Here is a 21,718-nt window from a genome sequence, read left to right as displayed (position 1 = left end):
CCCAGGTCGGCTCGAACCCGAGTTCTCGCACGGGACAGGCGACGGGGCCGGTCCTTCTTGACGCAGATCTGGGCTGACGTCCCACCATCCCCTGTGGTTCAGTTGACTTCGACACCGGACGTGGAGGTTGAGGGGTGGAGAAGTCCGAGGTGCCCGCCTGGATGAAGCCGACCCGGCACGCCCCGATACCGAGGGTCGACCTGCGGACCGACCGTGCGCACTCCGCCCGGGTCTACGACTACATGCTGGGCGGGAAGACCAACTTCGCCGCCGACCGTGAGGCGGGTGAGAGAATCATCGCCGAGTGGCCCGGCTCGCTCGACTCCGCCCGCGCCGCCCGCGCCGTGATGCACCGCATGGTCCGCCGCGTGGCAGAGGTACACGGCATCCGGCAGTTCCTGGACATCGGCACCGGAATCCCCACCGCACCCAACGTTCACGAGATTGCCCAGAGCATCGCCCCTGCCTCCCGGGTCGTGTACGTGGACAACGACCCGATCGTGCTCGCCCACGCGCGTGCCCTGCTCACCAGCACGCCCGAGGGCCGCACCGCGTACGTCGACGGCGACCTGCGCGACCCGGAGAAGCTCCTTGCCGACCCAGCGCTGCGCGGCAACCTGGACCTGACCCGGCCGGTGGCGCTGACTCTGATCAACATCGTGCACTTCTTGTCCGACGAGGCAGTCCGCCCGCTCGTCGCACGATTGCTGGACGCCCTGCCCTCCGGCAGTCTCCTCGCCCTGACTGCCGGCACTGGTGACTCCGCGCCGGAGCAGGCCGCCGTCGCCTCTCGGCGCTACCGGGAGGCAGGCATCGAGAACCACCTGCGCACCCGCACGGAGGTGGAGCGGTTCTTCGCCGGCTTGGAACTGGACGAGCCCGGCGTGGTGCTGATCAACCGCTGGCACCCCGACCTGGACGACGGCCCGGTGCTGGAGGACCACGAGGTGATGGCTTACGCCGGCCTCGCCCGCAAGCCGTAGCGCTGATTGCCGGCGCAGTAGGACGCTGTCGCCCGATTCTTCGTCTGGGCCGAACATATGAGTACGGATACTCAGGCGACGGTGCCCCGGGGTAGGGCAGGATCGGGGCGTGATCCGCGGCCACCTGCGACTGCACCGACCCGGCCGGCTTCGCCGCGTCCCGCTCGCCGCCGTGCCAGTCCTCCTGGTCGGCGTACTTGCCGTCAGCGGATGCGGCACGCAGCGGATTGCTACCACACGGCCCTCTGTCCTGCCTGCGCCCGTCTCGGCGACCCCAGCCGCAATACCACCGGATCCGCTCTGCGCCGGCGAGAAGCCCTCCCCGGTCGCCAGTGGCTCGCGGCGCCCCGATCCCGCCGCCGGCCTGGACGCTCCGCCGAACTACGCCGACAACCACGGCTTCCAGGTGCCGTTCCCGCTGCACGGCGCCGCCCGCTGCCAGGGCCGGATGGCCGCTTCCCGCATCGACGCGGCCGTCGATCCCCTGCGCAGGCAACGCGACTTCACGCCCGCCGCGGTGATGGAACGCCTGGTCGCCCTCGGCTATCCCGCCAACAAGGTCTTCGTCACCCAGAACGGCCCCACCGGCGTGGCTTTCACCCTCGGTAGTCCGCCGCTGTGCTTCGACGGCAGGATGGATCTCGACCGCGTCCATACTGATGCCTTCGGCGGCTACCCGGACAGCGGTGGCTGCACCATGCCGCAGGGCGGCCACTGACGCCCCGCCTCAGACGGTGCCGACCGGTGCCAAACCCCCGACGCACCGGATAAGCCTCCTGCGCGCGGGCGGCGTAGTGGACTGCTTCTGGAGCCAACCGGGCCCGTGCCAGCTCCGCGTTGGCCCGCCCGGGGCCGTCCGTAGTGCCGTAACGAGGGATGAACCGTCCGATGCCCGCGAAGCCCACATCCAGTGGAACCGGCTCGCCGGATGCGAAGCGCTGCAAGTAGAGCGGAAGGTTCCCGGTGCATGTCCTGGCGGAAGGTTCGGGGACCCGGGGCGGGGTCAGTAGCGGGCCGAGAGGCTGGGCAGCAGCGTGTCCAAGTCCTCGTCCCGCCACGGTTCTCCAGCTGGTGCAGCGGGGGAGGCCACGTGCTCCAGGGGGATGTCCATGCCGATCAGCCGGCGGTAGGCCGCCTGGGCCGCGCCGCCGAGATCCTCCGCTTCGGCGTCCTGGTCCTGCGGCAGGTCCAGGTCGGTAAGGGAGTCCGCGTCCGCCAGCGCCCGCTCGAAAACCTGCTGGCCCTGGGCGATGAGCCAGTCGCGGAAGTATTCGAAGCCGTCGTCGCTGCAACCGCCGTTGATGAGGTATCCGGCCGCCCACAAGCGCCACGTATACGCCCGGGCCTTGTGCAGCCGGTACTCGCTGTGGAAGGCGACGATCTCCTGCGGCGCGAGTGCGGCGAGGCGGTCTACGAGCCGCACCGTGTGTTCCTCGATGTCGGCAGTGTCGGTGCGGCTGTCCTCGATCAACCGCCAGAAGGTGCTGGTATCCATGCCCGGAAGTGTGCCGCACGGGTCTGACAACTCGCGGGACGGCCACGTCTGGACTTGGGCGAGTTCGGCACGGGCGGCACCACGGCGGCGCCGTTCTCGCTGTCCTCGCTCCGGGCTGCCCAAGCCCGGGGTTCCGAAGGTGAGTAGCTGTACTCAGGCGATTGGGGCAGGAACTCAGCAGAATGTCGGTATGCCTCTGTGGGTCGACATTCCTATCGCAGTCCTCGTCCTCGCCCTCGGCCTCACAGTCGTGGTCGTTCCACTGCTTTGGCTGGCGGCTGCCATTCTCACGTGGGGGACGGGCAGTCCCCCACCTCGGGGCCTCAGCCCTCGCGACAAGCCCTTCATCCTTATCTATCTCGGTGTCCTGTTCGTGACTGCTGCGTTCGCCCCTGGCTTGGCTTCTACCGTCTCCGGGATACCGGTCTCCGCGCTTGCCGAAGCCCTGGCGGTGCTGGCCGCAGTCTTCGGCGTCTTGTTTCTGACCGCTCAGAAGCGTCGCAAGCGTCGATGAGCCGGTGACAGGTCCAGGCGTGGACGATAGAGCTCGATCGGCGGCTCCGATGGTCCCGAACTCGACGCGGTCATAGTGCGCGGTGGCTCCCTCTTCGTCGAGTGGCCGGGCGCGGGCACCTGCCCTCCGCCTGCGGGCGCGCACGAACTCCAGGGGCGTGCCGAGGACGACGCCGTCCTGGTGGGTGCGGTCCGCTCCAGCCACCCCGGACGCCGGAGCGACGACGAGCTGACGGTGCACTCGGTATCCAGCCACACGCGCGGGTAGGGCGACGCCGCAGGCAGCTCCGCCCAGTGCGGATGGCCCGTCTGCTCTACCAGAGGTAACCGTTCCCGGCGTCGTTCGTTTGCCCGAGCGTGGATGAGGCAAAGCGGTTCTGTCGCGTACGCACCGGCCGGCGCGGCTTGGTGACGGAGCTGAGACGCCGTGTCGGCGGGTATCTGCTCCGAAGCCGCGTTCGCCGGATGGGCTCCGGCGGCCTCGACGCCTCGACTCTCGCTCTGCTCCCGGACACGATTCTCGACGAGCTCCGGCGGGACGGGCTGGACCCGCTCGCGCGCTCTTCCGGGCCTGTCACACGGGTCCCCCTGCCAATCGGCATGAGCGCCTGGCTGGTCACTGGTGATCAGGAAGTACGACAGGTTCTCGCGGCCCCAGTGGGCACCTTCAGCAACGATATCGGCACCCTCGCACACGTCCCGTCTGCTCTGCGGCGACAAGCGCTCGGGGGCCTGGGCGTCAGCGACCCGCCGATACACGAACAGCTACGGCAGCTGATCGCGCCGGACTTCACCATGCGCAGCCTACGCAGGTTGGAACCCCGGATCAGGACCATCGTGGCGGAGCAGTTGGACCACGTCGCAGCGCTGCCTCAGCCCGTCGACCTGGTCTCCGCGTTCGCCTGGCCCGTGCCTGCACGGGTCATCTGCGAGTTGCTCGGTGTCCCCGAACACCGGCGCGAGGAGTTCCAGCGGCTGAGCTCGGAGCGCTTCGATCTGGTTGCTGGTATGGACGCGCTGTTCGGTGCCATCTCGACCTCTCTCGACTGCCTGCAGGACATGATCGCCGACCAGCGTCAGGCACCGCAGGACGGCCTGCTGGGCACGCTCGTGTCCCGGGGCGGAGCCCTGGACGACCGCACCCTGGCCGGGCTGGCCGACGGCGTACTGATCGGAGGCCTGGAAACCAGTGCCAGCATGATCGCTCTCGGCACACTCGTCCTCCTGCGTGACCCGTCACTCCATCGGCGAGCCACCGGCGGCGATCTCGATGCCGTGGTGGAGGAGCTCCTGCGCCACCTGACCGTGGTGCAGACCGCGTTCCCCCGGTACGCCCTGCAGGACACGGACATCGGCGGACACCGGGTGGCGCGCGGCGACGCGGTGCTCTGCTCACTACTGCGCGCCAACCGGGACCCCGCCCCGATCCGGAACGCCTCCGGCAACCGACAGCATCTCGCCTTCGGACACGGCATCCACCACTGCCTCGGTGCGGAACTGGCACGGATGGAGCTGCGTATCGCCTATGCCGAGCTGCTCAAGCGCTTCCCCCGCATGCGGCTTGCGGTCAGCGAAGGTCAGACACGGTTCCACCGCCTGTCGATCGTCTACGGGTTGGAGCAGCTCCCCGTATTCCTGGATGCGCCCCAGGGTCGGACCCGCCCTGCCGGTCGGCCAGACAGTGAGTAGGAGGATCCAGCCCGACGCCCTCAAGTACCGGCTGCGCCGCGCCCGGGAGCTGTTCAGCCTGGACCTGGACCTGGACCACCCTGGACCACCCGGTACGACCCGCCGTCCTGCTGGCTGCAACTCCGCCTTGGACGACTGCCGCTGGAGCAGTCGCCGGAGTAGGTAAGCGGATCGCGGCCCCGAAGCGTTCAGGGGGTGTGAAGCAGTTGGAGTTCAGCGAGTTCTACGAGGCCAATCGGGACGTGTGCCTGCGGGCGGTGCTGGCCGGGGTGGGTGATCGGCAGTTGGCCGAGGACCTGGTCGCCGAGGCGTTCACCCGTGCCTGGACGTCGTGGCACGTGGTGCGCCGGCACCCCGCGCCCCGCGCCTGGGTGGTCCGGACCGCGTTCAACACCCGGGTGTCGTGGTGGCGCAGACGGCGGCGCGAGGTCGCCATCGACGTCGTCCCCGACGCCCCGGAGGTCGCCGCCGGTGACCGCGGTCCGGACACCGGGCTGGACCCCGACCTGCTCGCCGCGCTGCGCGGCCTGCCGGAGCGGCAGCGCGAGGTGATCGCGTTCCGGGTCTTCCTCGACCTCGATACCAAGGCCACGGCCACGGCTCTGGGGATAGCGCCCGGAACCGTCACCGCCCATCTGGCCCGGGCCGTCGCGACCCTGCGCGGCCACTTCGTGAGTACGGACAATCTGGAGGTCAGGTCATGAGCCTGCACAGCATGAACGAGGACACCATCGAGGCCGAGCAGTTCCTGGGCGCCCTGCGGCAGTCCATGGACGGCGTCACCATGGACACGCCGGTCGAGCGGATCGCCGCGGCAGGCCGGGCCCGGTCCCGGCGGCAGCGCCTGGCCAAGGTCTCCGTCGTCGCCGCGGCGGCGGCCGGGCTGGCGTTCGGCGTCAGCAGCTACGGCAATCCGGCGACCGCGCCGCCCGCTGCCGGGAACAGCACCGGGGCGGGTGCCGTGCACATCCACACCGTCGCGTTCAGCGTGGACACCAAGACCGACGGCACGGTCCACGTCAGCTGGGACAAGGAGAAGTACTTCAGCGACCACGCCGGGCTCCAGGCGGCTCTGGCCAAGGCCGGGCTCCCGGTGATCATCAAGGTCGGCGAGTTCTGCCTGGGGCCCGGCGACGACGCGAGCCTGAGCCACGGCCAGGGCCCCGGAGTCACGCAGGTCATGAAGGGCGAGCGGCAGAGTAACGGCAGGGTCGACCTGGTGTTCACCCCCTCGGCGATGCCCGCGGGCAGGCAGCTCTTCATCGGCTACCTCAATGCCGCCCAGTTGGCGGCCAGCGGGGGCCGACCCGGCTCCGTCGAGCGCCTGGTCCCGACCGGCGTCACTCTGAACTGCACCAACCAGGCGCCGACCCACGACTGACGACCCCACCCGCGAGTGATCTGTGGGTATGCGGGCCTGGTGGGGTTCGGTTGGTGGATGATCAGCTGGCCATGTCGCGGGCGAGCACGAGTTCGGTGCTGTGCTCGCGGCGGGTCGGTTGCTTGGCGGCGCGGTCGGAGATCAGTCACGGTCGTCGCTCATCGGCAGCAGCTGTGGGAGTGTGACGGGTGTCCGTGTGGCGAGGAAGGCCAGGCGCAGCAGCGCACCCGCAGAGCGCGTCCGCTCGAGTGATGACTGCCGGGCCAGTCAGGGCTTGCGGGCAAGGAGCAAGTAGGCGTCGTTGACGGCGGGGTCGTCCGCACCAGGGAGGGGTTCCGGACCTCCGACGGCCGGCCACCATTCGGTGGGGGTGGCCACTCCGGGGGCGACCGGTACCAGGCCGTCGGCGAATCGCGCAACTTCGGCGCGGCTGCGCGGCTGGAAGTCGACGCCGGACGAACGGTAGGTGTCCGCACCGCGGTTGACTGCGGTCGGATCGCTGTCCGCCGTGGCGTGGGAGAGCACCAGGAAGCTCCCAGGCGCCAGCGGTTCCAGCAGCTCGCGGACCAGAGCGTACGGATCGTCGGAGTCGGCGACGAAGTGCAGCACCGAGATCAGCTGCAGGGCGACCGGTTGGTCGAAGTCCAGCGCCGCGTTCTCGCCGGTCAGGCAGGGGTGCTCGAGAATCTGCCGAGGCGTCAGCAGGCTCGCCTCGATGTAGTCGACGCGGCCCTCGGGCGTGGTGTTGGAGAGCAGGGCGCGGGCGTGCGCCAGCACGATCGGGTCATTGTCGACGTAGACGATCCGCGCGTCCGGCAGCGCGCGCTGCGCGAGCTCATGGACGTTGGGGCTGGTGGGAATGCCAGTGCCGATGTCGAGGTACTGCCGAATGCCCTGCGCGGCGAGGTAGTTGACGGCACTGCGCATGAACGCCCGATTGGCCCGGGTGATGGTGCGCAGACCGGGATAGGCACTCAGCGCCTGCTCAGCGGTCGCCCGGTCAGCGGGAAAGTTCGTCTTCCCGCCGAGCAGGAAGTCGTACATTCGGGCCGACTGCGGCCGGTCGGTCCGCAGATTGACCGACCGGATCGGCTCCATCCGACCGGCCGTGCTCATCCAGTCCGAACCCGCCACGCCAGACCTCCAGCCACCGCCGTTCGCACGGGGCGCGCGCCGCGGCACGGGTGATCTTACATGGCGAGCGCCGCGGCGCGCTGCTCAGCTGAATCCCCCCACCCGCCGGTGCTTCTGCTGGTCCGACAGAGAGTCGCAGACCGCCGCTACCAAGGGCGGATGTCATAGGGCGTGTCCGCCCAAATGGCCCGCTCGGGATGCAGGACCCCGCGAGGCCGCCGACGATCGGCAGGGTAGGCACGGGCGTGCCGATCCAGTGACGAGAGATGGAGCGACCATGCGGGTGTTGATGACGGTCCAGATGGACACCGAGAAGGCCAACAAGGCGATCAAGGACCAAGCGCTGCCCACGATCATGAAGTCGGCCCTCGACCGGGTCAAGCCGGAGGCTGCGTACTTCGGCGCGTTGGACGGGATGCGTACCGGGTACATCGTCTTCGACCTCAAGGACCCTTCCGACATCCCCTCCGTGGCCGAGCCGTTCTTCCAGGAGCTCGGCGCCAAGGTGGCGTTCATTCCCGTGATGGACTTCAACGACGTCCAGTCCGGTCTGCAGAAGGCCGGATAGAGGCGACCACAGCGGCCGGCCCGGCGGGCACGGAACGTGGAGCCGCAGCCCCTGAAGCCGACGAGCGGTTCAGGGGCTGCGGCGGGCTGTCCGACCTCCGCGGGAGGCAGGCGCTCACGGCCAGGCCGTCAGAGCGCCGGGTAGGCGGGGAAACCGCAGCTGGGCACCGACCCGCCGCCGTTGACGGCGGTCAGGGTCACTCCGGTGCCCGAGGGCCTGAGGTTGCTGTTGTAGGTGTTGATCTTTGCGTATGAGGCGGTGGCCGAGGTGGTGTCCAGGCCGACGTTCTCCAGGGTCAGGCCGAGCGGGAGGCCGGTACTGAAGCCGACCAGGGTGGACTTCGCGCCGGAGGGGGACCGGACCCCGCTCAGGCCGTCGACGAGGATCCCGGTGAAGTACGGGGTGTGGGAGCCGGAACCGTTGGAGTAGTGGGTGTCGAAGACCAGCGGCGCCTGCACCCCGCTGAGGCAGGTGTTCAGGTAGCTGACGTCGGAGACCCTGCCGCCGTTGGAGCTGGAGCTCTTGATCCGGATGCCGGTGCTGCTGGAGCTGAAGATTCCCGAACTGTCGGTCCCGGTCAGGGTGTTGTCGCGGAAGAGGACGTTGCTGACCCCGCTTGAGGTCTCGCTGCCGATCGAGATGCCGTGGGTCCCGTAGAAGTGGCTGTTCTCCACGGTGATGTTGCTGCTGGCGGCACTGCCGCCCTTGATCGCGACACCGTCGTCCCCGTCCTGGATGGAGGAGTCGTTGATGGTGATGTTGGTGGAGCCGGCCGGGTCGATCCCGTCGGTGTTGCGGGCGTTCGCCGGGGTCTTGATGCGCACGCCCCAGACGGTGAACCCGTTGCCGCCCTGGTAGACGACATGGAAGTTCGCCGAGTTCAGCAGATCGACGTGGTAGAGCGTGAAATTGTCGGAGCTGTCGGCCTGGAGCAGGCGCGGGTTGTTCTGGTTCTTGCCCGCGGTCTTGGCGGCGGTGGCCAGGCCCCACCAGGTCGTGCTGCTACCGAGCATGGTCTGGTCGCCGCGGCCGTCGATCCGGCCCTGCGTGCCGTTGCTCGCCCGGACGGCCTCGACTCCCGCGTTGGCGCCGGAGACGTGGATCAGCGGCGCGCAGCCGCCCTCGCCCGAGGAGAGGGTGCCGCAGGTCGGTTTGCCGCTCACCTGGTAGCTCGCCGGGTTGCGGGACCCGAACAGGGTGACGCCGCTGTCCAGGAGCAGCACCTCGCCCTTGTGGGCAGTCAGTGGTCCGCTGAGGAAGGCGCTGCCGGCGGCGCTGCTCCGGAGCTCGACGGCGACGGTGGCCGAGCCGCTCTGGGCACAGGTGTCGAGGGCCTTCTGGATCCGGGCGGTGTCCGGCGGGCTGGCCTCGTTCGCGGTGCTTGTGACGCGGCTGGGCATGGACAGGCCGGAGTTGAGCGAGGCGCACACGGTGGACGGCGTGGCGGGCTCGGTGACCGTGCGGGTGTCGCCGGTCGCGACGGTGACCCCGGCGGGGACGGCGCCGACCGGGGCGCTGGCGACCGGGGTGGGCGTGGCGGCGCTGACGGGGTTCCAGCCGTCCGTTCCCGCCAGGTACTTCCGGGCGGTGTAGTCCGCTGCCCGAGTGGCTGCGAGCTGCGGGCTGTTAGCGCTCACACCGGCGCCCGCGCCGGAGTTGGCGTAGGAGGCGAAGCGCGCGGACTTCCAGGCGAAGCCCTGCATGTTCGTCCATGGCGTCGCGTGCTTGATCGCGGCCGGCAGGACGGTGTTGCGGACCACGACCTGCGCGACCGCGGTGCCGGTCGGATGCCAGGGGCGGCCCAGGTAGTAGGTGTTCGCGGCCGCGCTGCTGGCCACCGTGCTGTTGGCGATCAGGAAGCCGTAGGGCCTGGACGAGTCGGTGTTCGCCGCCGTCAGGACACCGTTGACGCCGCCCGACGCCGCGCCGTCGTCGATGGCCTGGATGGTGCCGTGGTCAAAGACCGCCGTGGCGTTGCCGAAGAGGAAGTCCACGTCGCCGCTGAGGACGTCGTCGTAGTAGTACTGCCGGGTCTGGGCGGTGGCGGTGGGAGACCAGGCCAGCAGGGTGTCCTGGTGGCCGAGGAAGCGGTCGTGCCGAAAGACCTGGCGGTCGCCCTCGGCGGCCACGGCGACCGCCTGGCCGGCCGCGACGCCCGGATGGGCGGCCTTGCTGAAGGAGTTGGCGAAGGTGACGCCCAGCGCCGTGAAGTCCTTGGACGCGAAGGTGGCCGTGGCACTGCCCAGCGTGCCGTAGGTGCCGCCGCCCGGTTTGGCCGTGCCGGAGGCGTTGCCGTAGGTGATCACCACGTCCGCGGGGTTGCCGGTGGCGCCCTTGAGGGTCAGCCCCGGCTTGTTCGAGGGGACCGAGACCACCTCGTGGTAGCTGCCCTTGGCGACGACGATGGTGTAGCCGGTGGTGTCGGCCGGTACGGCGTCGATCGCCGCCTGAACGGTGCGGTACTGGCCGCTGCCGTCGGCCGCGACGGTGAGGGTCTTCGACGAACTCGCGCTGGAACTCGGGAGTGAACCCGAGGTGCTCGCGTCGGCGAACAGCGGCACTGCGGCACCCGCACCCACCACGGTGAGGATTCCGCCGATGGCGAGGGTTCGCCGCCTGGTACGGGAGCGGCGGTGGTCGCGCTGTTCGTCGAGTCGGGGCTGTGGCAAGGGGTTGGTCCTTCCAAGGTGGCCTCGGCGCGCCGCGGGTTCCGCACGAACCCGCGGGGAAGCGCCCTGATGCCTACCAGTGGCTCGGCGGCGCCGAAAGGTTGCCCGTCCCTCCAGAATATTTTCGACTCACCTGCCACGAGCGGGTCACCACGGGCGGGTCGCCGTCAGTGGGTCGCGTAGAAGTTCCCGAATACCTCGACCTGCGTGCTGTGGGCGCTCGCCGTGGCCTGGTAGGTGTCCTGGCCGGCGTCCCGGCCGCCCGGGGCATGGTTGTACTGGCCGGCGAACTCGTAGCTGCCCGGCGCGAGCGTGGCACCCGGCCTCAGAGTGAACTCGTAGAGCAGCACACTGCCGTCGCGGGTGACGGTGGTGACCAGGTCGGCGGCCCGGACCGTGGACCAGGTACCGGTGTCGGCCACCCCTGGGGTGAGCGCGACCCGGAGCCGGACGTCCAGGGTCGTGACGGTCAGACGGTTCTTCAGGCACGTCGACGACCAGCGGCACGTCCACGTCCGCGCTCTGCTCCCGGTCCCGCCAGAGCGCGCCCCAGCCGCGCAGGCCCAGTCGCTCCCGCCCCAGCCTGCGGACTCGGTTGCGGCACAGGTTGGCGACCACGCCACGTGCGTACGCGGCCGGACTGTCCGCGGAGTTGACCCGCTCCCAGTGCCGCCAGACCTCCAGCAGCGCGTCGGCAGCCAGATCGTCGGCCGCGTCCGGCTCGCCGGTCAGCAGGTAGGCGAGGCGCGAGAGTTCGGCGTGATGGCGTTCGAAGAAAGCGTGGAACTCCGCGCCGGTTGCGGTATCGCCGGATACCGTGGAGCCGAATGTCACCCTGGCCCTCTTCCGAACTCCACTCCCCGTACCCGACGATGCCTCCACCAGGGACAGGACGGAACGAGGGTACCCGGTCGAAGGCAGTGCGCGGTCAACTATCCACAGTCACAGGGTAGTTTGTTCGCAGATCCCGGCCCATGCACTATTCTGAGGCGCGAGCGGATCATGTGACCCGTGAAGCACTTCCACCTGCGGTGACGCACAACCCAGTGCTGTTGTGCAACGCAACCTGCTGGTACAGACCGGTCGCCATGCCACAAGGACGCCGATGCCTGAACTTCCCCCGACTGCCGCGCGCCCCGTTTCCCGGAACAGCCGACGGCACGGGAGGTCCCCCGACCGCAGCGCGCCCACTCCGGACAGCGTGCGGTCCCGCCTCCTCTGGATCGCCACAGCCCCTGCCGCCTTCGTGGCACTTCTCGGCGTCGGGGCAGTGGCCTACTTACTTCGCAGCCGACCCGCCGACCCCTACTCCGGCGCCCCGCTGGTGGTGCTCGCCGTCGCGGCCGCCGGGGCCGCGGTCGCCCTGATCGCCGCCGCCGGCCGGGCCCGGGCCGCCGACCGCTGGGTGGCCCAGCGAGTCGAGGCGCTGCGGTCGTCCAGCAACCGCGGCGAGGGCGAACTGTGGCAGCTGGTCGAACAGTTGCAGCGAGGCGAGCGCCCGCTGCCGCATCACGCCGGTGCGCCGCCGGTGCAGGGCGCGGACGCGTTCGAGGTCTTCGCACACGAGTTGGAGCGGTACCGCCAGAGTGCCGCGGCCGCCGTGGTCCAGGCGGCGACCTTTGTGCCCGGTGGCGGCCCGGACCAGAGGGTGGGAGTGTTCGTCAACCTCGCCCGCCGGCTGCAGTCCCTGGTCCATCGGGAGATCCAGCTGCTTGACGAGTTGGAGGCCCAGGTCGAGGACCCCGACCTGCTCAAGGGGCTCTTCTCGGTCGATCATCTGGCCACCCGCATCAGGCGCCACGCGGAGAACCTCGCCGTCCTCGGCGGCGCCGTTCCGCGGCGCCAGTGGAGCAGGCCGGTGACCATGTACGAGGTCCTGCGCTCCGCCGTCGCCGAGGTCGAGCACTATTCGCGGGTCAAACTGGTGCTGCCGGCCGAGGGCACGCTGCGCGGCCACGCAGTCGCCGACGTCGTCCACCTCATCGCCGAACTGGTCGAGAACGCCACCATGTTCTCCTCGCCCAACACCCAGGTCCTGCTGCGCGCCCAGAAGGTGACCGCAGGTGTGGCCATCGAGGTCGAGGACCGCGGCCTGGGCATGTCGCACGACGAGCGGCACGCGATGAACAGCCTGCTCGCGGACCCGGACCGGGTGGACGTCGGCGCACTGCTCGACGATGGCCGGATCGGCCTCTTCGTGGTCGCCGCGCTCGCCCGTCGGCACGCCATCGCCGTGCAGCTCCAGACCAACATCTACGGCGGCACCCAGGCGGTTCTCGTGCTGCCGCACGATCTGCTCGGCGCACCGCAGGGAGACCGCGAGACCACACCCCGGGACCGGACAGAGCAGATGCCACCGTCCTTCGAGGAGCCGACGCCGGCCCTGGCCGCTCCGGCTCCGGTCGCGCCGAGCCTCGCCTCGCCGCCGCGCGTGCCGCAGCCGTTGCCGGCGCAACAGCAGATGCCAGTGCCGCACTCGATGCCGCAGTCGATGCCGGCGCCGCAGCCCGTGCCGCTGCCGGTACGGGAGCCCGGCGCCTGGCCCCTGGGCACGGGCAGACCGGCGCAGGAGCCGGCGCAGGCCGCAGCAGCAGCACCGGGTGGTGCGATCCCGAGCGGCCGTCCGGCCGCCCCCGGCCTGCCTCCGGAACGGGACGACATCCGGCCGCCGCTGCCGAAGCGCACCCAGCAGGCGCATCTGGCGCCCCAGTTGCGCGACGCTCCGGCACAGCGCCACGGTGAGTCCGCCCCCGACTACGACCCCGGTCTGATGGCTGCCTTCCAGCGGGGCGTCAGCCGCTCGGACGCGGACTCCGAGGCGGCTGACGGCCAACCGGACGCCGACCACCGCACCAGCTGACCGAGCGTCGTCATTCCCAAGGAGAGTCCTTCCATCATGGTGAGCTTTGTGCCCACGGGCCAGTCCGCTGATGTCGCCTGGCTGCTGACCGGTCTGGTCCAGCGCGTTCCGCACACTCGCAGTGCCCTGCTGCTGTCCTCCGACGGCCTGGTGAAGGCCTACCACGGCCTGGACGCCGACAGCGCGGACCATCTGGCCGCGGTCGCCTCTGCTCTGTTCTCCCTCGGGCGTAGCGTCGGTACCCGTTTTGGAGGGGGTGAGCAGGTCCGGCAGGTGGTGGTGGAGCTCGACGCCAGCCTGCTCTTTGTCTCGACGGCCGGCTCGGGTGCCTGCCTGGCCGTGCTGGCCGCCACGGAGGCCGACGCCGGCGTGCTCGGCTACGAGATGTCGCAGCTGGTCAAGAGCGTGCGCCCGTTCCTGGTAACCCCGGCCAGGCACACGGCCGCCGCACCCGACACCACGGCCCGATGAGAATGGCGGCCGCGCTTCCGCACGGGGCCAGCAGTGACACCTGGCTCGACGAGGACGCCGGGCGACTGGTGCGCCCCTACACGGTGAGCAACGGGCGAACCCGCCCCACCACCGCGCTGGAACTGCTGTCCATGGTGATGGCCACCGGTCGGGTGGCCCAGACCCATCTCGATCCGGACCTGGCCCAGACACTCGGCCTGTGCCGCGCGCCTACCTCGGTCGCGGAGGTGTCGGCCCGGCTGCGGCTGCCGGTCGTGGTCACCAAGGTCCTGCTGTCGGACCTGGTCGCCTGCGGAGCGGTGGTCGCCCGTCCCCCCGGCCCGGCGGCCGACCCCACCGACCGCTCCGTGCTCGAGGCGCTGCTGGTCGGCCTGCAGAGACTCAAGGCGAACTCCACCGAGCAGTGACCGCCCGCGGTACCGCTCACCCTGTGCCGGCCCTACGAACACTCCCTACTGGAGGCACTGTCGATGGCTCACGACGACGGCTTGGCGCCGTTGCCCACCGCGCTCAAACTCCTGGTCGCGGGCGGCTTCGGGGTCGGTAAGACCACGTTCGTCGGCGCGGTGAGCGAGATCGAGCCACTGCGCACCGAGGAGCTCCTCACCGCGGTCAGCGCCGGCACGGACAGCCTGGTCGGCGTGGAGGACAAGTCCACCACGACGGTCGCCATGGACTTCGGCCGGATCACCCTGGACAGCAGCCATGTGCTCTACCTGTTCGGCACCCCGGGGCAGGAGCGCTTCTGGTTCATGTGGGACGAGCTGTCCAGTGGCGCGCTCGGCGCTGTCGTCCTGGCCGACACCCGTCGGCTGGAGGACTCCTTCGCAGCTGTCGACTTCTTCGAGCGCCGGAGCATAGGTTTCCTGGTGGCGGTCAACGAGTTCGACGGCGCTTTCCACTACGACCCCGACGAGGTGCGGGCCGCCATAGGTCTCAAACCCCATGTGCCGGTGGTGCTCTGCGATGCCAGGAGCACCCAGTCCGCAGTCTCCGTGCTGGTCGATCTGGTCCGGCACCTGCTGTCCGCCACGTCGACCGAGTCCCCGTCCCCGTTCTCGTCCCTGCTGTAGACCACCACCACTTCGGAACCCCCGGATACGGAGCCCGACATGACCTACGATCCCGTTGGCCGCCTGAGGATGATCCCCACGGACCAGGAGGCCCCCGAGCGGGTGGCACGCCTGCGCCAGCTCGGCCTGGGCGGGCAGCCCGACCCGGAGTTCGACGCGTTCGCCAGTGAACTCGCCCGGATCACCGGCGCTCCCTACGCCATGGTCAACTTCATCGACGAGCACCGTCAGTTCTTCGCCGGTCTGCACACTCCGTCGGGTGGGATGACCGGTTCCGATGCGGCGGCCGCCGCCTCGGAACCGGGCCGGGTGATGGACCGTGACCACGGCTACTGCCCGCACGTCGTCGTGCGGCGCAAGGCCCTGGTCCTGGAGGACGTCTGCGACTACCCGCGCTTCGCGGGCAATCCGGTGGTGGACGAGATCGGCATCCGCTCCTACCTGGGAGCTCCGCTGATCGACCGGACGGGTATGGCACTTGGCACGATCTGCGTGGTGGACGTCGAGCCGCGCCCCTGGGGACGCCCGGGGTTGGAGACCATCAAGTCGATGGCCGCCGAGCTGGTGGATCGGATCCACCGGCGCGAGGACGAACTGGCGTAGCGGGTGAGGGTCAGGCTTCGGCCTCGACCCTCACCGCGTGGGCCAGCCGCTGCGACCACTGCCCCTTGGAGGTGCCCAGCGCCATCTCGCCCAGGCGGAGCAGTTGTATGTCGGAGGTGCCGGCCGGGGCGAAGATGTGGTGCGCGTCGCGCAGGTACCGCTCGACGGGCCGATCGGTGTAGAGCCCGGCGGCGGCGTGCACCTCCATCGCGTTGCGCGCCGAGTCCAGTGCGTACTCCACGTTGATCAGTTTGGCGTTCATCAGCTCCGCGTCGCACGGCAACCCGCGATCCAGCAGGTGCACCGCGTGGTAGGCGGCCAGACGCGCCGTCATGAACCGGGACTGCATCTGACCCACCTTCAACTGGATCGAGGGTAGATGGTGCAGAGCCCTGCCGTAGCGCTGGCGCTCGGTGGAGAAGCCCACGGTCTCCTCCAGCAGGGCGCGGTGGATGCCGAGCGAGACCGCGGTGAGGTTGGCCCGACCGTAGAGCACGCTGGACGAGTACGCGACGGCCAGGCCGTCCCCCTCGGTGCCCAGCAGGTTCGAGGCGGGGACCCGGCAGTTGTCGAAGACGAGTTCGCCGAAGCTGAAGCCGTGCAGGCCCATGGCCGGGCGCTCGGGACCGAGCGAGAACCCCGGACGGTCCGACTCCACCAGGAACGCCGACAGTCCGGTCGAGCCGGGTCCGGTACGCACCACGACGCCGTGCAGGTCACCAACGTGGCTGTTGCCCACGTAGACCTTGCGTCCGTTGAGGATGAAGTCGTCGCCGTCGCGCATCGCGGTTGCCGTCATACCCAGCACATGCCCCCCGGACTGCGGCTCGGTGACGGCGATAGTGGGAAGGCACTCTCCGGAGGCGACCAACGGCAGCCAGGTCTTCTTCTGCTCCTCGTTGCCGAAGTGCACGATCTTCGCCACGCCCAGTTGGGACGCCTGGACCATGGCGCCCATGGCGCCGCTGACCCGCGACAACTCCTCGATGATGACAGTCTTCGCCAGATGCCCCAGTCCCATCCCGCCGTACTCCGGGTCTACGGTGACGCCGATCCAGCCCTGGCGGGCGATCAGCCGGGACAGTTCGTGTTGGACGACTCGGGACGCCTCCATGTCCGCTATGCGGGGCCGCACTTCGGATTCCGCGAAGGTGCGGACCTCTTCTCGTAGACTCTCGTGTTGCTTCGTGGTGAAGTAACCGTCCATCGTGGAGCCTCCTGGAATACCGCTTGGAGACAGGTGTCGGCGTGGGGACGTCCGCGCCTTTTCCATGCCTTGACGATGCCGACACATCATCGTGAGGAGTGGGTGTGTCAAGGTTCAAGATCGTTCGTCAAGGTTGACCGAAACTGGGCGTGTTGCCGAAATCTGGGAATTGTGCGTCCGCTTGCCGTACTCCCGGCGGCGGAAGCGCTTCGACGGTTCTGGCTTGCCGTGACGTGCACAGGTCTTGACAGTGCGTCAGCTGGTGCCCGAGTCTCCGTACTGTGCTGTGGCGCGCGCCTGACAAGGCGGGGGCGCGGAGGGCGCGCCCGTCGTCCGCCGTGCCGGTGCCGCGCGGTGGCGGCTGCGGACCGAAGGGAATGCCGATGGACGTCGCGGCCGCCGCCCGGCCCACGCTGGCCGAGGTCGCCCGCCGGGCCGGCGTCTCCACGGCCACGGCCTCCCGCGTGCTCAACCGCTCGGCGCCGGTCAGCGGCCGGGCCCTGGCGCGAGTCGAGTCGGCGGTACGGGAGTTGGGGTACGTCCGGCATCGGGCCCACAACGCCTCCGTGCGGGGCACCGGCGCGCTCGCCGTCGTGGTCTTCGAGGACATGATCCACTACCAGTCGGACCTCTTCTACTCGCGGCTCCTGCTCGGCGTGGAACGCGCGCTGAAGTCCGCCGAACGCGAGTTCGTCGTGATCACGGCGTCGCGCCGGGCACAGCGCCCCACGCTGGTGCGCTATCTCTGCGGCGGACACGTCGACGGCCTGCTGCTGGTCGGCCCCTGGGGAGACGAGGCGCTGCCGCAGTTGATCCGGGCGGCCGGGGTGCCGGTGATCTCCCTGGGGCGGCTTCCCGGCGCGGGGGACCTCCCCTACGTCGACGCCGACAACCTCGGCGGCGCCGCGCTGGCGGTGCTGCATCTGCTGGCGTCGGGGCGCCGCTCGATCGCCACCATCGCGGGTCCGCCGGACATGGCCGTGGGCGCCGACCGGTTGACCGGCTACCGCCGGGCGATCCGCGACTCCGGGGCCTCGGTGCGGGAGACGGTGGCGTACGGGGACTTCACCGCCGCCTCCGGGGAGCACGCGCTGCTACGGCTGCTCGACCTGTGCCCCGACCTGGACGCGGTCTTCGCCGCCTCGGACCTGATGGCGGCGGGCGCACTGCGAGCCCTGCGCCGGCTGGGGATCGGGGTGCCGGAGGACGTGGCCGTGGTGGGCTTCGACGACGACGCCGTGGCCTGCCGGACCCGGCCTCGGCTGACCACGGTGCGGCAGCCGGTGGAGGAGATGGGCGCGCGGGCGGTGGCTGAGCTGCTGGGTTCGGTGGCCGAGGCGCGGGTGGTGATGGAGACCCGGCTGGTTCTGCGCGAGTCGGCGTGAGCCGGAGGCTTCGCAACCGGAGGACAACGGCGTCACCGCGGTCTCACACTGCCCCCCGGCGCGCCCGCCCACCAGTGGACGTGCGACGCCGGGAGCATTCTCGGCACCACGATCAGCTCAGAGGCCAGGTGGGTAGGACCGTCCTCTTCCAGGAACTGTTCGTGACGATGGCGAACGAGGCGTACCAGGCGACCACCGCAGTGACCAGGCCTGCCCATCCGCCGACCCTGCCCCACGCGGTCGACTGCGCGAACGCGCCGATCGTGAGGAAGAGGAAGGTGAGGGTCAGCGTGACGAAGACGCCGAGTACCGCACCGCTGACTCGCAACGCGGCCACCGTCATGTACGCGGTGAAGATCGTCCACGAGAGCAGGAAGAGGCCAGTCGCCTGGTAGGCGTGCGGCCCCAGGCGCGGGAGCACCGCACTGAGGTACCAGTAGAAGGACAGCCAGAAGGCACCGAAGGAGGCGAACGCTGTTGCGGCGAAGGTGTTGCCCCTGCGGAACTCCCACATGCCGGCCAGGACCTGGACGAGGCCGCCGTAGAAGAGAGCGAGGGGGAGCACGACGACGATGACTTGGGCGTTGATCAGCTTGGCGTTGAAGGTGCTGAGCACGAACGTGGTCATGGCGAAGGCGGCCAGTCCGAGGGCGCCGGGATCGGCGATGGTGGCCGCAGGAGCGGCCGCACGGTTGGGTTCGGAGACGGGCTGCGGGCCGGTCTCTGCGGGGTCAGCCACGGTAGGTCCCTTCCGCGAGACGCCTTGCCGGACGCCGTGCCATGGGATGGGGGCGGTGGGGCCCGGCAGAGCGATTCAGGTTGGTCAGGTGCTGGTTTCGGTAGCCCGTCCGAGAGCGAGCAGCGATTTGACCAGTATGTCCAGAATACGCCGAATTCGCCCTGGCTGGCTGGTCGGCATGCTTGGGCGACCACCGGAACGGCTGCTTCAGGAGGTGCGGCACTTCCGTCGCGTTCCCGACCCAGCGGGAGCCGGTGTCGCCCTCGTGCCACGGATGGCCCTGCCCGCCGAAACGCAGGGCGTCAGTCTGCACCCCCTCGCTCAGCCGATCACCCGCACGGTGCCCGCCCTCCCAGCCTCCGCACCGCCGCGACCGAGGAGGCAGGAATCGGGAGGTGAGGAGACGGAGTCGGTCGTACCGTGGATGGAGACCGAACGAGAGAAGGCGACGATGCCTGGTTCCACGACGATCGGCCACTCCCACCCGACGGTGACGATCAGCCACGAGGACGCCGAGCGGCTCGCGACCGTACTGGGGAAGATGTCCGAGATGCTGGAGACGGCCGGCCCGGACCGCATCACCGATGCGCAGGTCGGCACTCTGTGCGACGGACACGTAGACCACCGGGCGGAGTTCACCGAGTGGACCCGCCAGCTCACCCGGCAGATCCGAGCACACCTGTAGGAGCTGCCGGGCCTTCGGGACCAGCAACGCCCTCACGAACACGGAGCCCGCCATGACCGACCACACGTACCGAGTCACCGAGATCGTCGGGTCCTCGCCCGAGAGCGTGGACGCCGCCATCCGCAACGCGCTCAAACGCGCGTCCCAGACACTGCGCGGCCTCGACTGGTTCGAGGTGACGCAGGTCCGGGGCAGCATCAGCGACGGCGCCGTCGACCAGTTCCAGGTGGGACTGAAGGTGGGGTTCCGCTTGGAGGACGTCGGTTGAACGGGACCGCGGGGCTCGAGGCGGTCACGGTCGAGTGCCCCGAGGGCGTGAACGTGGTGATCGGCCAGGCGCACTTCATCAAGACCGTCGAGGACCTGCACGAAGCGCTGGTCGGTGTGAGCCCGCACCTGCGTTTCGGTCTCGCGTTCTGCGAGGCGTCGGGCCCGTGTCTCGTGCGCCGGTCGGGGAACGACGAGGAACTCGTCCGCGTCGCGGTCACGAACGCCCTGGCGATCGGTGCGGGCCACTCGTTCGTGGTGCTGTTGCGCGACGGGTTCCCCGTCAACGTGCTTAATCCGGTGAAGTCGGTGCCCGAGGTCTGCACCGTCTTCTGCGCGACCGCGAACCCGGTCGACGTGCTCGTCGCGATCACCGACCACGGCCGCGGGATCATCGGTGTCATCGACGGTTCGCCGCCGGCCGGGGTGGAGAGCGACGCGGATGTCGAGGACCGGCGCCGGCTGCTTCGCGACCTCGGCTACAAGCTCTGACCTGTCGTCAGGACCAGCCTGTCGCCGCGTTCAGCCTGTAGCTACGTCCAGCCTGTCGCTACGTCAAGCCGGCGCCGCCTATCAGGAGTTGACGGCGGCGAGTACGGCGTCGGCCATCACCTGCTCGCCGGTCGCGTTGGGGTGGAAGGGGACGGCTGGCTGGCTGGGCAGGGCGCCCTCGATCCAGGGATCGGCGGAACAGGCGTCGTGTCCCCGGGGCGGGGTCAACGTGTCCACGTAGCTGGCGCCGTTCGCTGCGGCGGTAGTGGCGATCATGGTGTTGAGATCGGCGAGGATGCCGCGCAGGTAGGTCACGTCACCGACGGTCACCGGCAGGCGGCCGGCGCAGGTCCGGCTGTCGTCGGGCAGCAGCGCGGGGTAGCCGAGGACCAGGATCCGGGCCTGTGGTGCCTTGGCGCGGATCTGCTGGAGCGTGCCGGCCAGGTTCGGCGCGGCGGCGTTGATCCGGTCGACCAGGGTGTCGTTCCCGTACGCCCAGGTCCAGCTCCAGTTGCTCCAGGTCCAGTGGCCGTGGGCGTAGACGTCGTGGCAGGGCGTCCCGCTGGGGTTGACCACGGCTCCGGCGATGCAGGTGGCGATGACATCGCCGATCCCCAGGTCGCTGCTGCCCAGGTCGTTGCCGCCGATGCCCAGCGTGATGAGCCTGGTGTCGGCGGAGACCGCGTTCAGCTGGGGGTCGTTGACCCTGATGCCCGCGTCGGTCTGGGCGCCGGTGATGTCCTTGATCTTCGCTGCGGCGCAGGTCGCATCGGTGTAGGCGGTGACGTTCAGGGCCGCCGCGAGCAGGTGGCCGTAGTTGTGGTCGGAGCGCAGGCAGAGGCCCGCGTACTGGTCCGGCACGCCTGCGGCTGCGGCGTAGGAGTCGCCGAGGGCGACGAACTGACCGGGGTCCCCGGCCGCGTGCGCCGAAGGGGCGGTGAGGACGGTGACCGACGCGGCCAGCGCCAGGCCGGCGATCAGGGCGAGAGGGCGTCTCGGGGCATGGCTGAGCACGGTTCCTCCTGGCTACAAGCAGGGTGGGGGGAGGGAGCAGGAGCCGGGCCCGGCGGGTACTCGCGAGTAAGTTACTGCTCGGTTAAATCGGTGTCCATGGATGTGACAGCGGAATGTACGGCGCTGGCCTGCGAGAATTACGCTCCGATGTGGAGCGTTATACGGTGGTGCTCGGCAGCGCTATGCCCGGGCGGACCTGCCGTTCAGCGCAGCATCGGGTTGGCGGGTCCGGCCATCTGCACGATGTCGTCGGAGGCGACGTCGTGCAACCGGATGGCGAGGTCCTCGAGTGCCCGGCTGACGGCCAACTCGTCCCCGACCTCCGGAATGGAGCGGTCGACGGGATTGCGACGGGCGACTCCCCGTCCGCTGATCTCCGAGCTGCCGCTGGCGTCCAGCACGGCACGCGCCCGGGTCTCCTCGCCCTCCTCGGTGATGTAGATCTGCACGGTCCACTGCTTGGTTTCCATCGTGACCACTCCTGACCCGG

General features: G+C 69.8%; 25 protein-coding genes and 1 pseudogene. 17 read left to right on the top strand and 9 right to left on the bottom strand.

Annotation, left to right across the window (positions count from 1 at the left end):
* Positions 1-161 precede the first annotated feature (161 nt).
* On the top strand, positions 162-983 hold the full coding sequence (locus ABIA33_RS32320; protein ID WP_370086614.1) for an SAM-dependent methyltransferase: 822 nt from the start codon (positions 162-164) through the stop codon (positions 981-983).
* A gap of 109 nt (positions 984-1,092) precedes the next feature.
* Complete coding sequence (locus ABIA33_RS32315; RefSeq protein WP_370086573.1) at positions 1,093-1,701, top strand: hypothetical protein; 609 nt, start codon at positions 1,093-1,095, stop codon at positions 1,699-1,701.
* Positions 1,702-1,986: 285 nt separating this feature from the next.
* Here the strand turns inward: ABIA33_RS32315 and ABIA33_RS32310 are convergent, their stop codons facing one another.
* Positions 1,987-2,478 carry a DUF4240 domain-containing protein gene (locus tag ABIA33_RS32310; RefSeq protein ID WP_370086571.1) on the bottom strand — a complete coding sequence of 164 codons (492 nt, stop codon included), beginning with the start codon at positions 2,476-2,478 and terminating at the stop codon, positions 1,987-1,989.
* Between the two features lie 190 nt (positions 2,479-2,668).
* Between ABIA33_RS32310 and ABIA33_RS32305 the strand changes: the two genes are divergently transcribed.
* The 5 genes from ABIA33_RS32305 (at position 2,669) to ABIA33_RS32285 (ending at position 6,061) form a co-directional block, all read left to right on the top strand.
* Complete coding sequence (locus tag ABIA33_RS32305) at positions 2,669-2,992, top strand: hypothetical protein (protein ID WP_370086569.1); 324 nt, start codon at positions 2,669-2,671, stop codon at positions 2,990-2,992.
* Positions 2,993-3,067: 75 nt separating this feature from the next.
* Complete coding sequence (locus ABIA33_RS32300; RefSeq protein WP_370086567.1) at positions 3,068-3,259, top strand: hypothetical protein; 192 nt, start codon at positions 3,068-3,070, stop codon at positions 3,257-3,259.
* Between the two features lie 389 nt (positions 3,260-3,648).
* Positions 3,649-4,680, top strand: coding sequence for a cytochrome P450 (locus tag ABIA33_RS32295; protein WP_370086565.1), 1,032 nt, complete (start codon positions 3,649-3,651; stop codon positions 4,678-4,680).
* Between the two features lie 197 nt (positions 4,681-4,877).
* Positions 4,878-5,384 carry a sigma-70 family RNA polymerase sigma factor gene (locus ABIA33_RS32290; RefSeq protein WP_370086562.1) on the top strand — a complete coding sequence of 169 codons (507 nt, stop codon included), beginning with the start codon at positions 4,878-4,880 and terminating at the stop codon, positions 5,382-5,384.
* Positions 5,381-6,061: a hypothetical protein gene (locus ABIA33_RS32285; RefSeq protein WP_370086560.1), complete on the top strand. Its 681-nt coding sequence runs from the start codon at positions 5,381-5,383 to the stop codon at positions 6,059-6,061. Before ABIA33_RS32290 ends, ABIA33_RS32285 begins: the two co-directional genes overlap by 4 nt.
* A 267-nt stretch (positions 6,062-6,328) precedes the next feature.
* Here the strand turns inward: ABIA33_RS32285 and ABIA33_RS32280 are convergent, their stop codons facing one another.
* Entirely contained in the window at positions 6,329-7,177 is an 849-nt protein-coding gene (locus ABIA33_RS32280) for an SAM-dependent methyltransferase (RefSeq protein ID WP_370086558.1), read from the bottom strand.
* 295 nt (positions 7,178-7,472) lie between these two features.
* On the opposite strand from ABIA33_RS32280, the gene ABIA33_RS32275 reads away from it, so the two are divergent.
* Positions 7,473-7,763, top strand: coding sequence for a DUF3303 family protein (locus ABIA33_RS32275; protein ID WP_370086556.1), 291 nt, complete (start codon positions 7,473-7,475; stop codon positions 7,761-7,763).
* A 128-nt stretch (positions 7,764-7,891) separates the two neighbouring features.
* Here ABIA33_RS32275 and ABIA33_RS32270 read toward each other — a convergent pair whose 3' ends face one another.
* From ABIA33_RS32270 to ABIA33_RS32260, 3 genes and pseudogenes are all read right to left on the bottom strand, one after another.
* Positions 7,892-10,432: a pectinesterase family protein gene (locus ABIA33_RS32270; RefSeq protein ID WP_370086553.1), complete on the bottom strand. Its 2,541-nt coding sequence runs from the start codon at positions 10,430-10,432 to the stop codon at positions 7,892-7,894.
* A gap of 167 nt (positions 10,433-10,599) precedes the next feature.
* Positions 10,600-10,854 carry a hypothetical protein gene (locus ABIA33_RS32265; RefSeq protein ID WP_370086622.1) on the bottom strand — a complete coding sequence of 85 codons (255 nt, stop codon included), beginning with the start codon at positions 10,852-10,854 and terminating at the stop codon, positions 10,600-10,602.
* 58 nt (positions 10,855-10,912) lie between these two features.
* Positions 10,913-11,266, bottom strand: a pseudogene (locus tag ABIA33_RS32260) (sigma factor); the annotation flags it as partial.
* Positions 11,267-11,702: 436 nt separating this feature from the next.
* On the opposite strand from ABIA33_RS32260, the gene ABIA33_RS32255 reads away from it, so the two are divergent.
* The 5 genes from ABIA33_RS32255 to ABIA33_RS32235 all read left to right on the top strand — a co-directional run bounded on the left by ABIA33_RS32255 (position 11,703) and on the right by ABIA33_RS32235 (position 15,439).
* Positions 11,703-13,292, top strand: a complete 1,590-nt coding sequence (locus ABIA33_RS32255; RefSeq protein WP_370086551.1) for an ATP-binding protein — start codon at positions 11,703-11,705, stop codon at positions 13,290-13,292.
* Positions 13,293-13,328: 36 nt separating this feature from the next.
* On the top strand, positions 13,329-13,763 hold the full coding sequence (locus ABIA33_RS32250) for a roadblock/LC7 domain-containing protein (protein ID WP_370086549.1): 435 nt from the start codon (positions 13,329-13,331) through the stop codon (positions 13,761-13,763).
* The gene (locus ABIA33_RS32245; protein ID WP_370086547.1) at positions 13,760-14,170 is read left to right on the top strand and encodes a DUF742 domain-containing protein; all 411 of its coding nucleotides are present in this window, start codon (positions 13,760-13,762) and stop codon (positions 14,168-14,170) included. The genes ABIA33_RS32250 and ABIA33_RS32245 overlap by 4 nt, the downstream gene beginning before the upstream one ends.
* 63 nt (positions 14,171-14,233) lie before the next feature.
* Positions 14,234-14,836 (top strand): ATP/GTP-binding protein, encoded by a 603-nt coding sequence (locus tag ABIA33_RS32240; protein WP_370086545.1) that lies wholly within the window; start codon positions 14,234-14,236, stop codon positions 14,834-14,836.
* A 39-nt stretch (positions 14,837-14,875) separates the two neighbouring features.
* Positions 14,876-15,439 carry a GAF domain-containing protein gene (locus tag ABIA33_RS32235; protein WP_370086543.1) on the top strand — a complete coding sequence of 188 codons (564 nt, stop codon included), beginning with the start codon at positions 14,876-14,878 and terminating at the stop codon, positions 15,437-15,439.
* 10 nt (positions 15,440-15,449) lie between these two features.
* Here the strand turns inward: ABIA33_RS32235 and ABIA33_RS32230 are convergent, their stop codons facing one another.
* Entirely contained in the window at positions 15,450-16,646 is a 1,197-nt protein-coding gene (locus ABIA33_RS32230; protein ID WP_370086541.1) for an acyl-CoA dehydrogenase family protein, read from the bottom strand.
* A 383-nt stretch (positions 16,647-17,029) separates the two neighbouring features.
* Between ABIA33_RS32230 and ABIA33_RS32225 the strand changes: the two genes are divergently transcribed.
* A complete protein-coding gene (locus ABIA33_RS32225) occupies positions 17,030-18,031 on the top strand; it encodes a LacI family DNA-binding transcriptional regulator (protein ID WP_370086539.1) in 1,002 nt (333 codons plus the stop codon).
* A 112-nt stretch (positions 18,032-18,143) separates the two neighbouring features.
* On the opposite strand, the gene ABIA33_RS32220 is transcribed toward ABIA33_RS32225, so the two are convergent.
* On the bottom strand, positions 18,144-18,770 hold the full coding sequence (locus ABIA33_RS32220) for an acetate uptake transporter (RefSeq protein ID WP_370086537.1): 627 nt from the start codon (positions 18,768-18,770) through the stop codon (positions 18,144-18,146).
* Between the two features lie 451 nt (positions 18,771-19,221).
* Between ABIA33_RS32220 and ABIA33_RS32215 the strand changes: the two genes are divergently transcribed.
* The 3 genes from ABIA33_RS32215 to ABIA33_RS32205 are packed head-to-tail and all read left to right on the top strand — an operon-like array spanning position 19,222 to position 20,214.
* Positions 19,222-19,455: a hypothetical protein gene (locus tag ABIA33_RS32215; protein WP_370086534.1), complete on the top strand. Its 234-nt coding sequence runs from the start codon at positions 19,222-19,224 to the stop codon at positions 19,453-19,455.
* Positions 19,456-19,507: 52 nt separating this feature from the next.
* Positions 19,508-19,723: a dodecin gene (locus tag ABIA33_RS32210; RefSeq protein WP_370086532.1), complete on the top strand. Its 216-nt coding sequence runs from the start codon at positions 19,508-19,510 to the stop codon at positions 19,721-19,723.
* On the top strand, positions 19,720-20,214 hold the full coding sequence (locus ABIA33_RS32205; protein ID WP_370086529.1) for an adenosine-specific kinase: 495 nt from the start codon (positions 19,720-19,722) through the stop codon (positions 20,212-20,214). Before ABIA33_RS32210 ends, ABIA33_RS32205 begins: the two co-directional genes overlap by 4 nt.
* Before the next feature lie 81 nt (positions 20,215-20,295).
* On the opposite strand, the gene ABIA33_RS32200 is transcribed toward ABIA33_RS32205, so the two are convergent.
* Both ABIA33_RS32200 and ABIA33_RS32195 read right to left on the bottom strand, forming a co-directional pair.
* Complete coding sequence (locus tag ABIA33_RS32200; RefSeq protein ID WP_370086527.1) at positions 20,296-21,228, bottom strand: SGNH/GDSL hydrolase family protein; 933 nt, start codon at positions 21,226-21,228, stop codon at positions 20,296-20,298.
* 203 nt (positions 21,229-21,431) lie between these two features.
* Positions 21,432-21,698 carry a DUF1876 domain-containing protein gene (locus ABIA33_RS32195; RefSeq protein WP_370086525.1) on the bottom strand — a complete coding sequence of 89 codons (267 nt, stop codon included), beginning with the start codon at positions 21,696-21,698 and terminating at the stop codon, positions 21,432-21,434.
* Positions 21,699-21,718 lie beyond the last annotated feature (20 nt).

Source organism: Streptacidiphilus sp. MAP12-16 (assembly GCF_041262165.1).
Classification (GTDB): domain Bacteria; phylum Actinomycetota; class Actinomycetes; order Streptomycetales; family Streptomycetaceae; genus Streptacidiphilus.
Note: the sequence above shows the minus strand (reverse complement) of the source record. Positions and strands in the feature narration are given on the sequence as shown.

What these genes read in the sequence shown, in the direction of transcription:
- ABIA33_RS32305 (WP_370086569.1), top strand. Translation starts at nt 2,669, where the DNA reads ATGCCTCTGTGGGTCGACATTCCTATCGCAGTCCTCGTCCTCGCCCTC.
- ABIA33_RS32215 (WP_370086534.1), top strand. Translation starts at nt 19,222, where the DNA reads ATGCCTGGTTCCACGACGATCGGCCACTCCCACCCGACGGTGACGATC.
- ABIA33_RS32275 (WP_370086556.1), top strand. Translation starts at nt 7,473, where the DNA reads ATGCGGGTGTTGATGACGGTCCAGATGGACACCGAGAAGGCCAACAAG.
- ABIA33_RS32245 (WP_370086547.1), top strand. Translation starts at nt 13,760, where the DNA reads ATGAGAATGGCGGCCGCGCTTCCGCACGGGGCCAGCAGTGACACCTGG.
- ABIA33_RS32320 (WP_370086614.1), top strand. Translation starts at nt 162, where the DNA reads ATGAAGCCGACCCGGCACGCCCCGATACCGAGGGTCGACCTGCGGACC.
- ABIA33_RS32285 (WP_370086560.1), top strand. Translation starts at nt 5,381, where the DNA reads ATGAGCCTGCACAGCATGAACGAGGACACCATCGAGGCCGAGCAGTTC.
- ABIA33_RS32240 (WP_370086545.1), top strand. Translation starts at nt 14,234, where the DNA reads ATGGCTCACGACGACGGCTTGGCGCCGTTGCCCACCGCGCTCAAACTC.
- ABIA33_RS32310 (WP_370086571.1), bottom strand. Translation starts at nt 2,478, where the DNA reads ATGGATACCAGCACCTTCTGGCGGTTGATCGAGGACAGCCGCACCGAC.
- ABIA33_RS32235 (WP_370086543.1), top strand. Translation starts at nt 14,876, where the DNA reads ATGACCTACGATCCCGTTGGCCGCCTGAGGATGATCCCCACGGACCAG.
- ABIA33_RS32280 (WP_370086558.1), bottom strand. Translation starts at nt 7,177, where the DNA reads ATGAGCACGGCCGGTCGGATGGAGCCGATCCGGTCGGTCAATCTGCGG.
- ABIA33_RS32225 (WP_370086539.1), top strand. Translation starts at nt 17,030, where the DNA reads ATGGACGTCGCGGCCGCCGCCCGGCCCACGCTGGCCGAGGTCGCCCGC.
- ABIA33_RS32230 (WP_370086541.1), bottom strand. Translation starts at nt 16,646, where the DNA reads ATGGACGGTTACTTCACCACGAAGCAACACGAGAGTCTACGAGAAGAG.
- ABIA33_RS32195 (WP_370086525.1), bottom strand. Translation starts at nt 21,698, where the DNA reads ATGGAAACCAAGCAGTGGACCGTGCAGATCTACATCACCGAGGAGGGC.
- ABIA33_RS32250 (WP_370086549.1), top strand. Translation starts at nt 13,329, where the DNA reads ATGGTGAGCTTTGTGCCCACGGGCCAGTCCGCTGATGTCGCCTGGCTG.
- ABIA33_RS32210 (WP_370086532.1), top strand. Translation starts at nt 19,508, where the DNA reads ATGACCGACCACACGTACCGAGTCACCGAGATCGTCGGGTCCTCGCCC.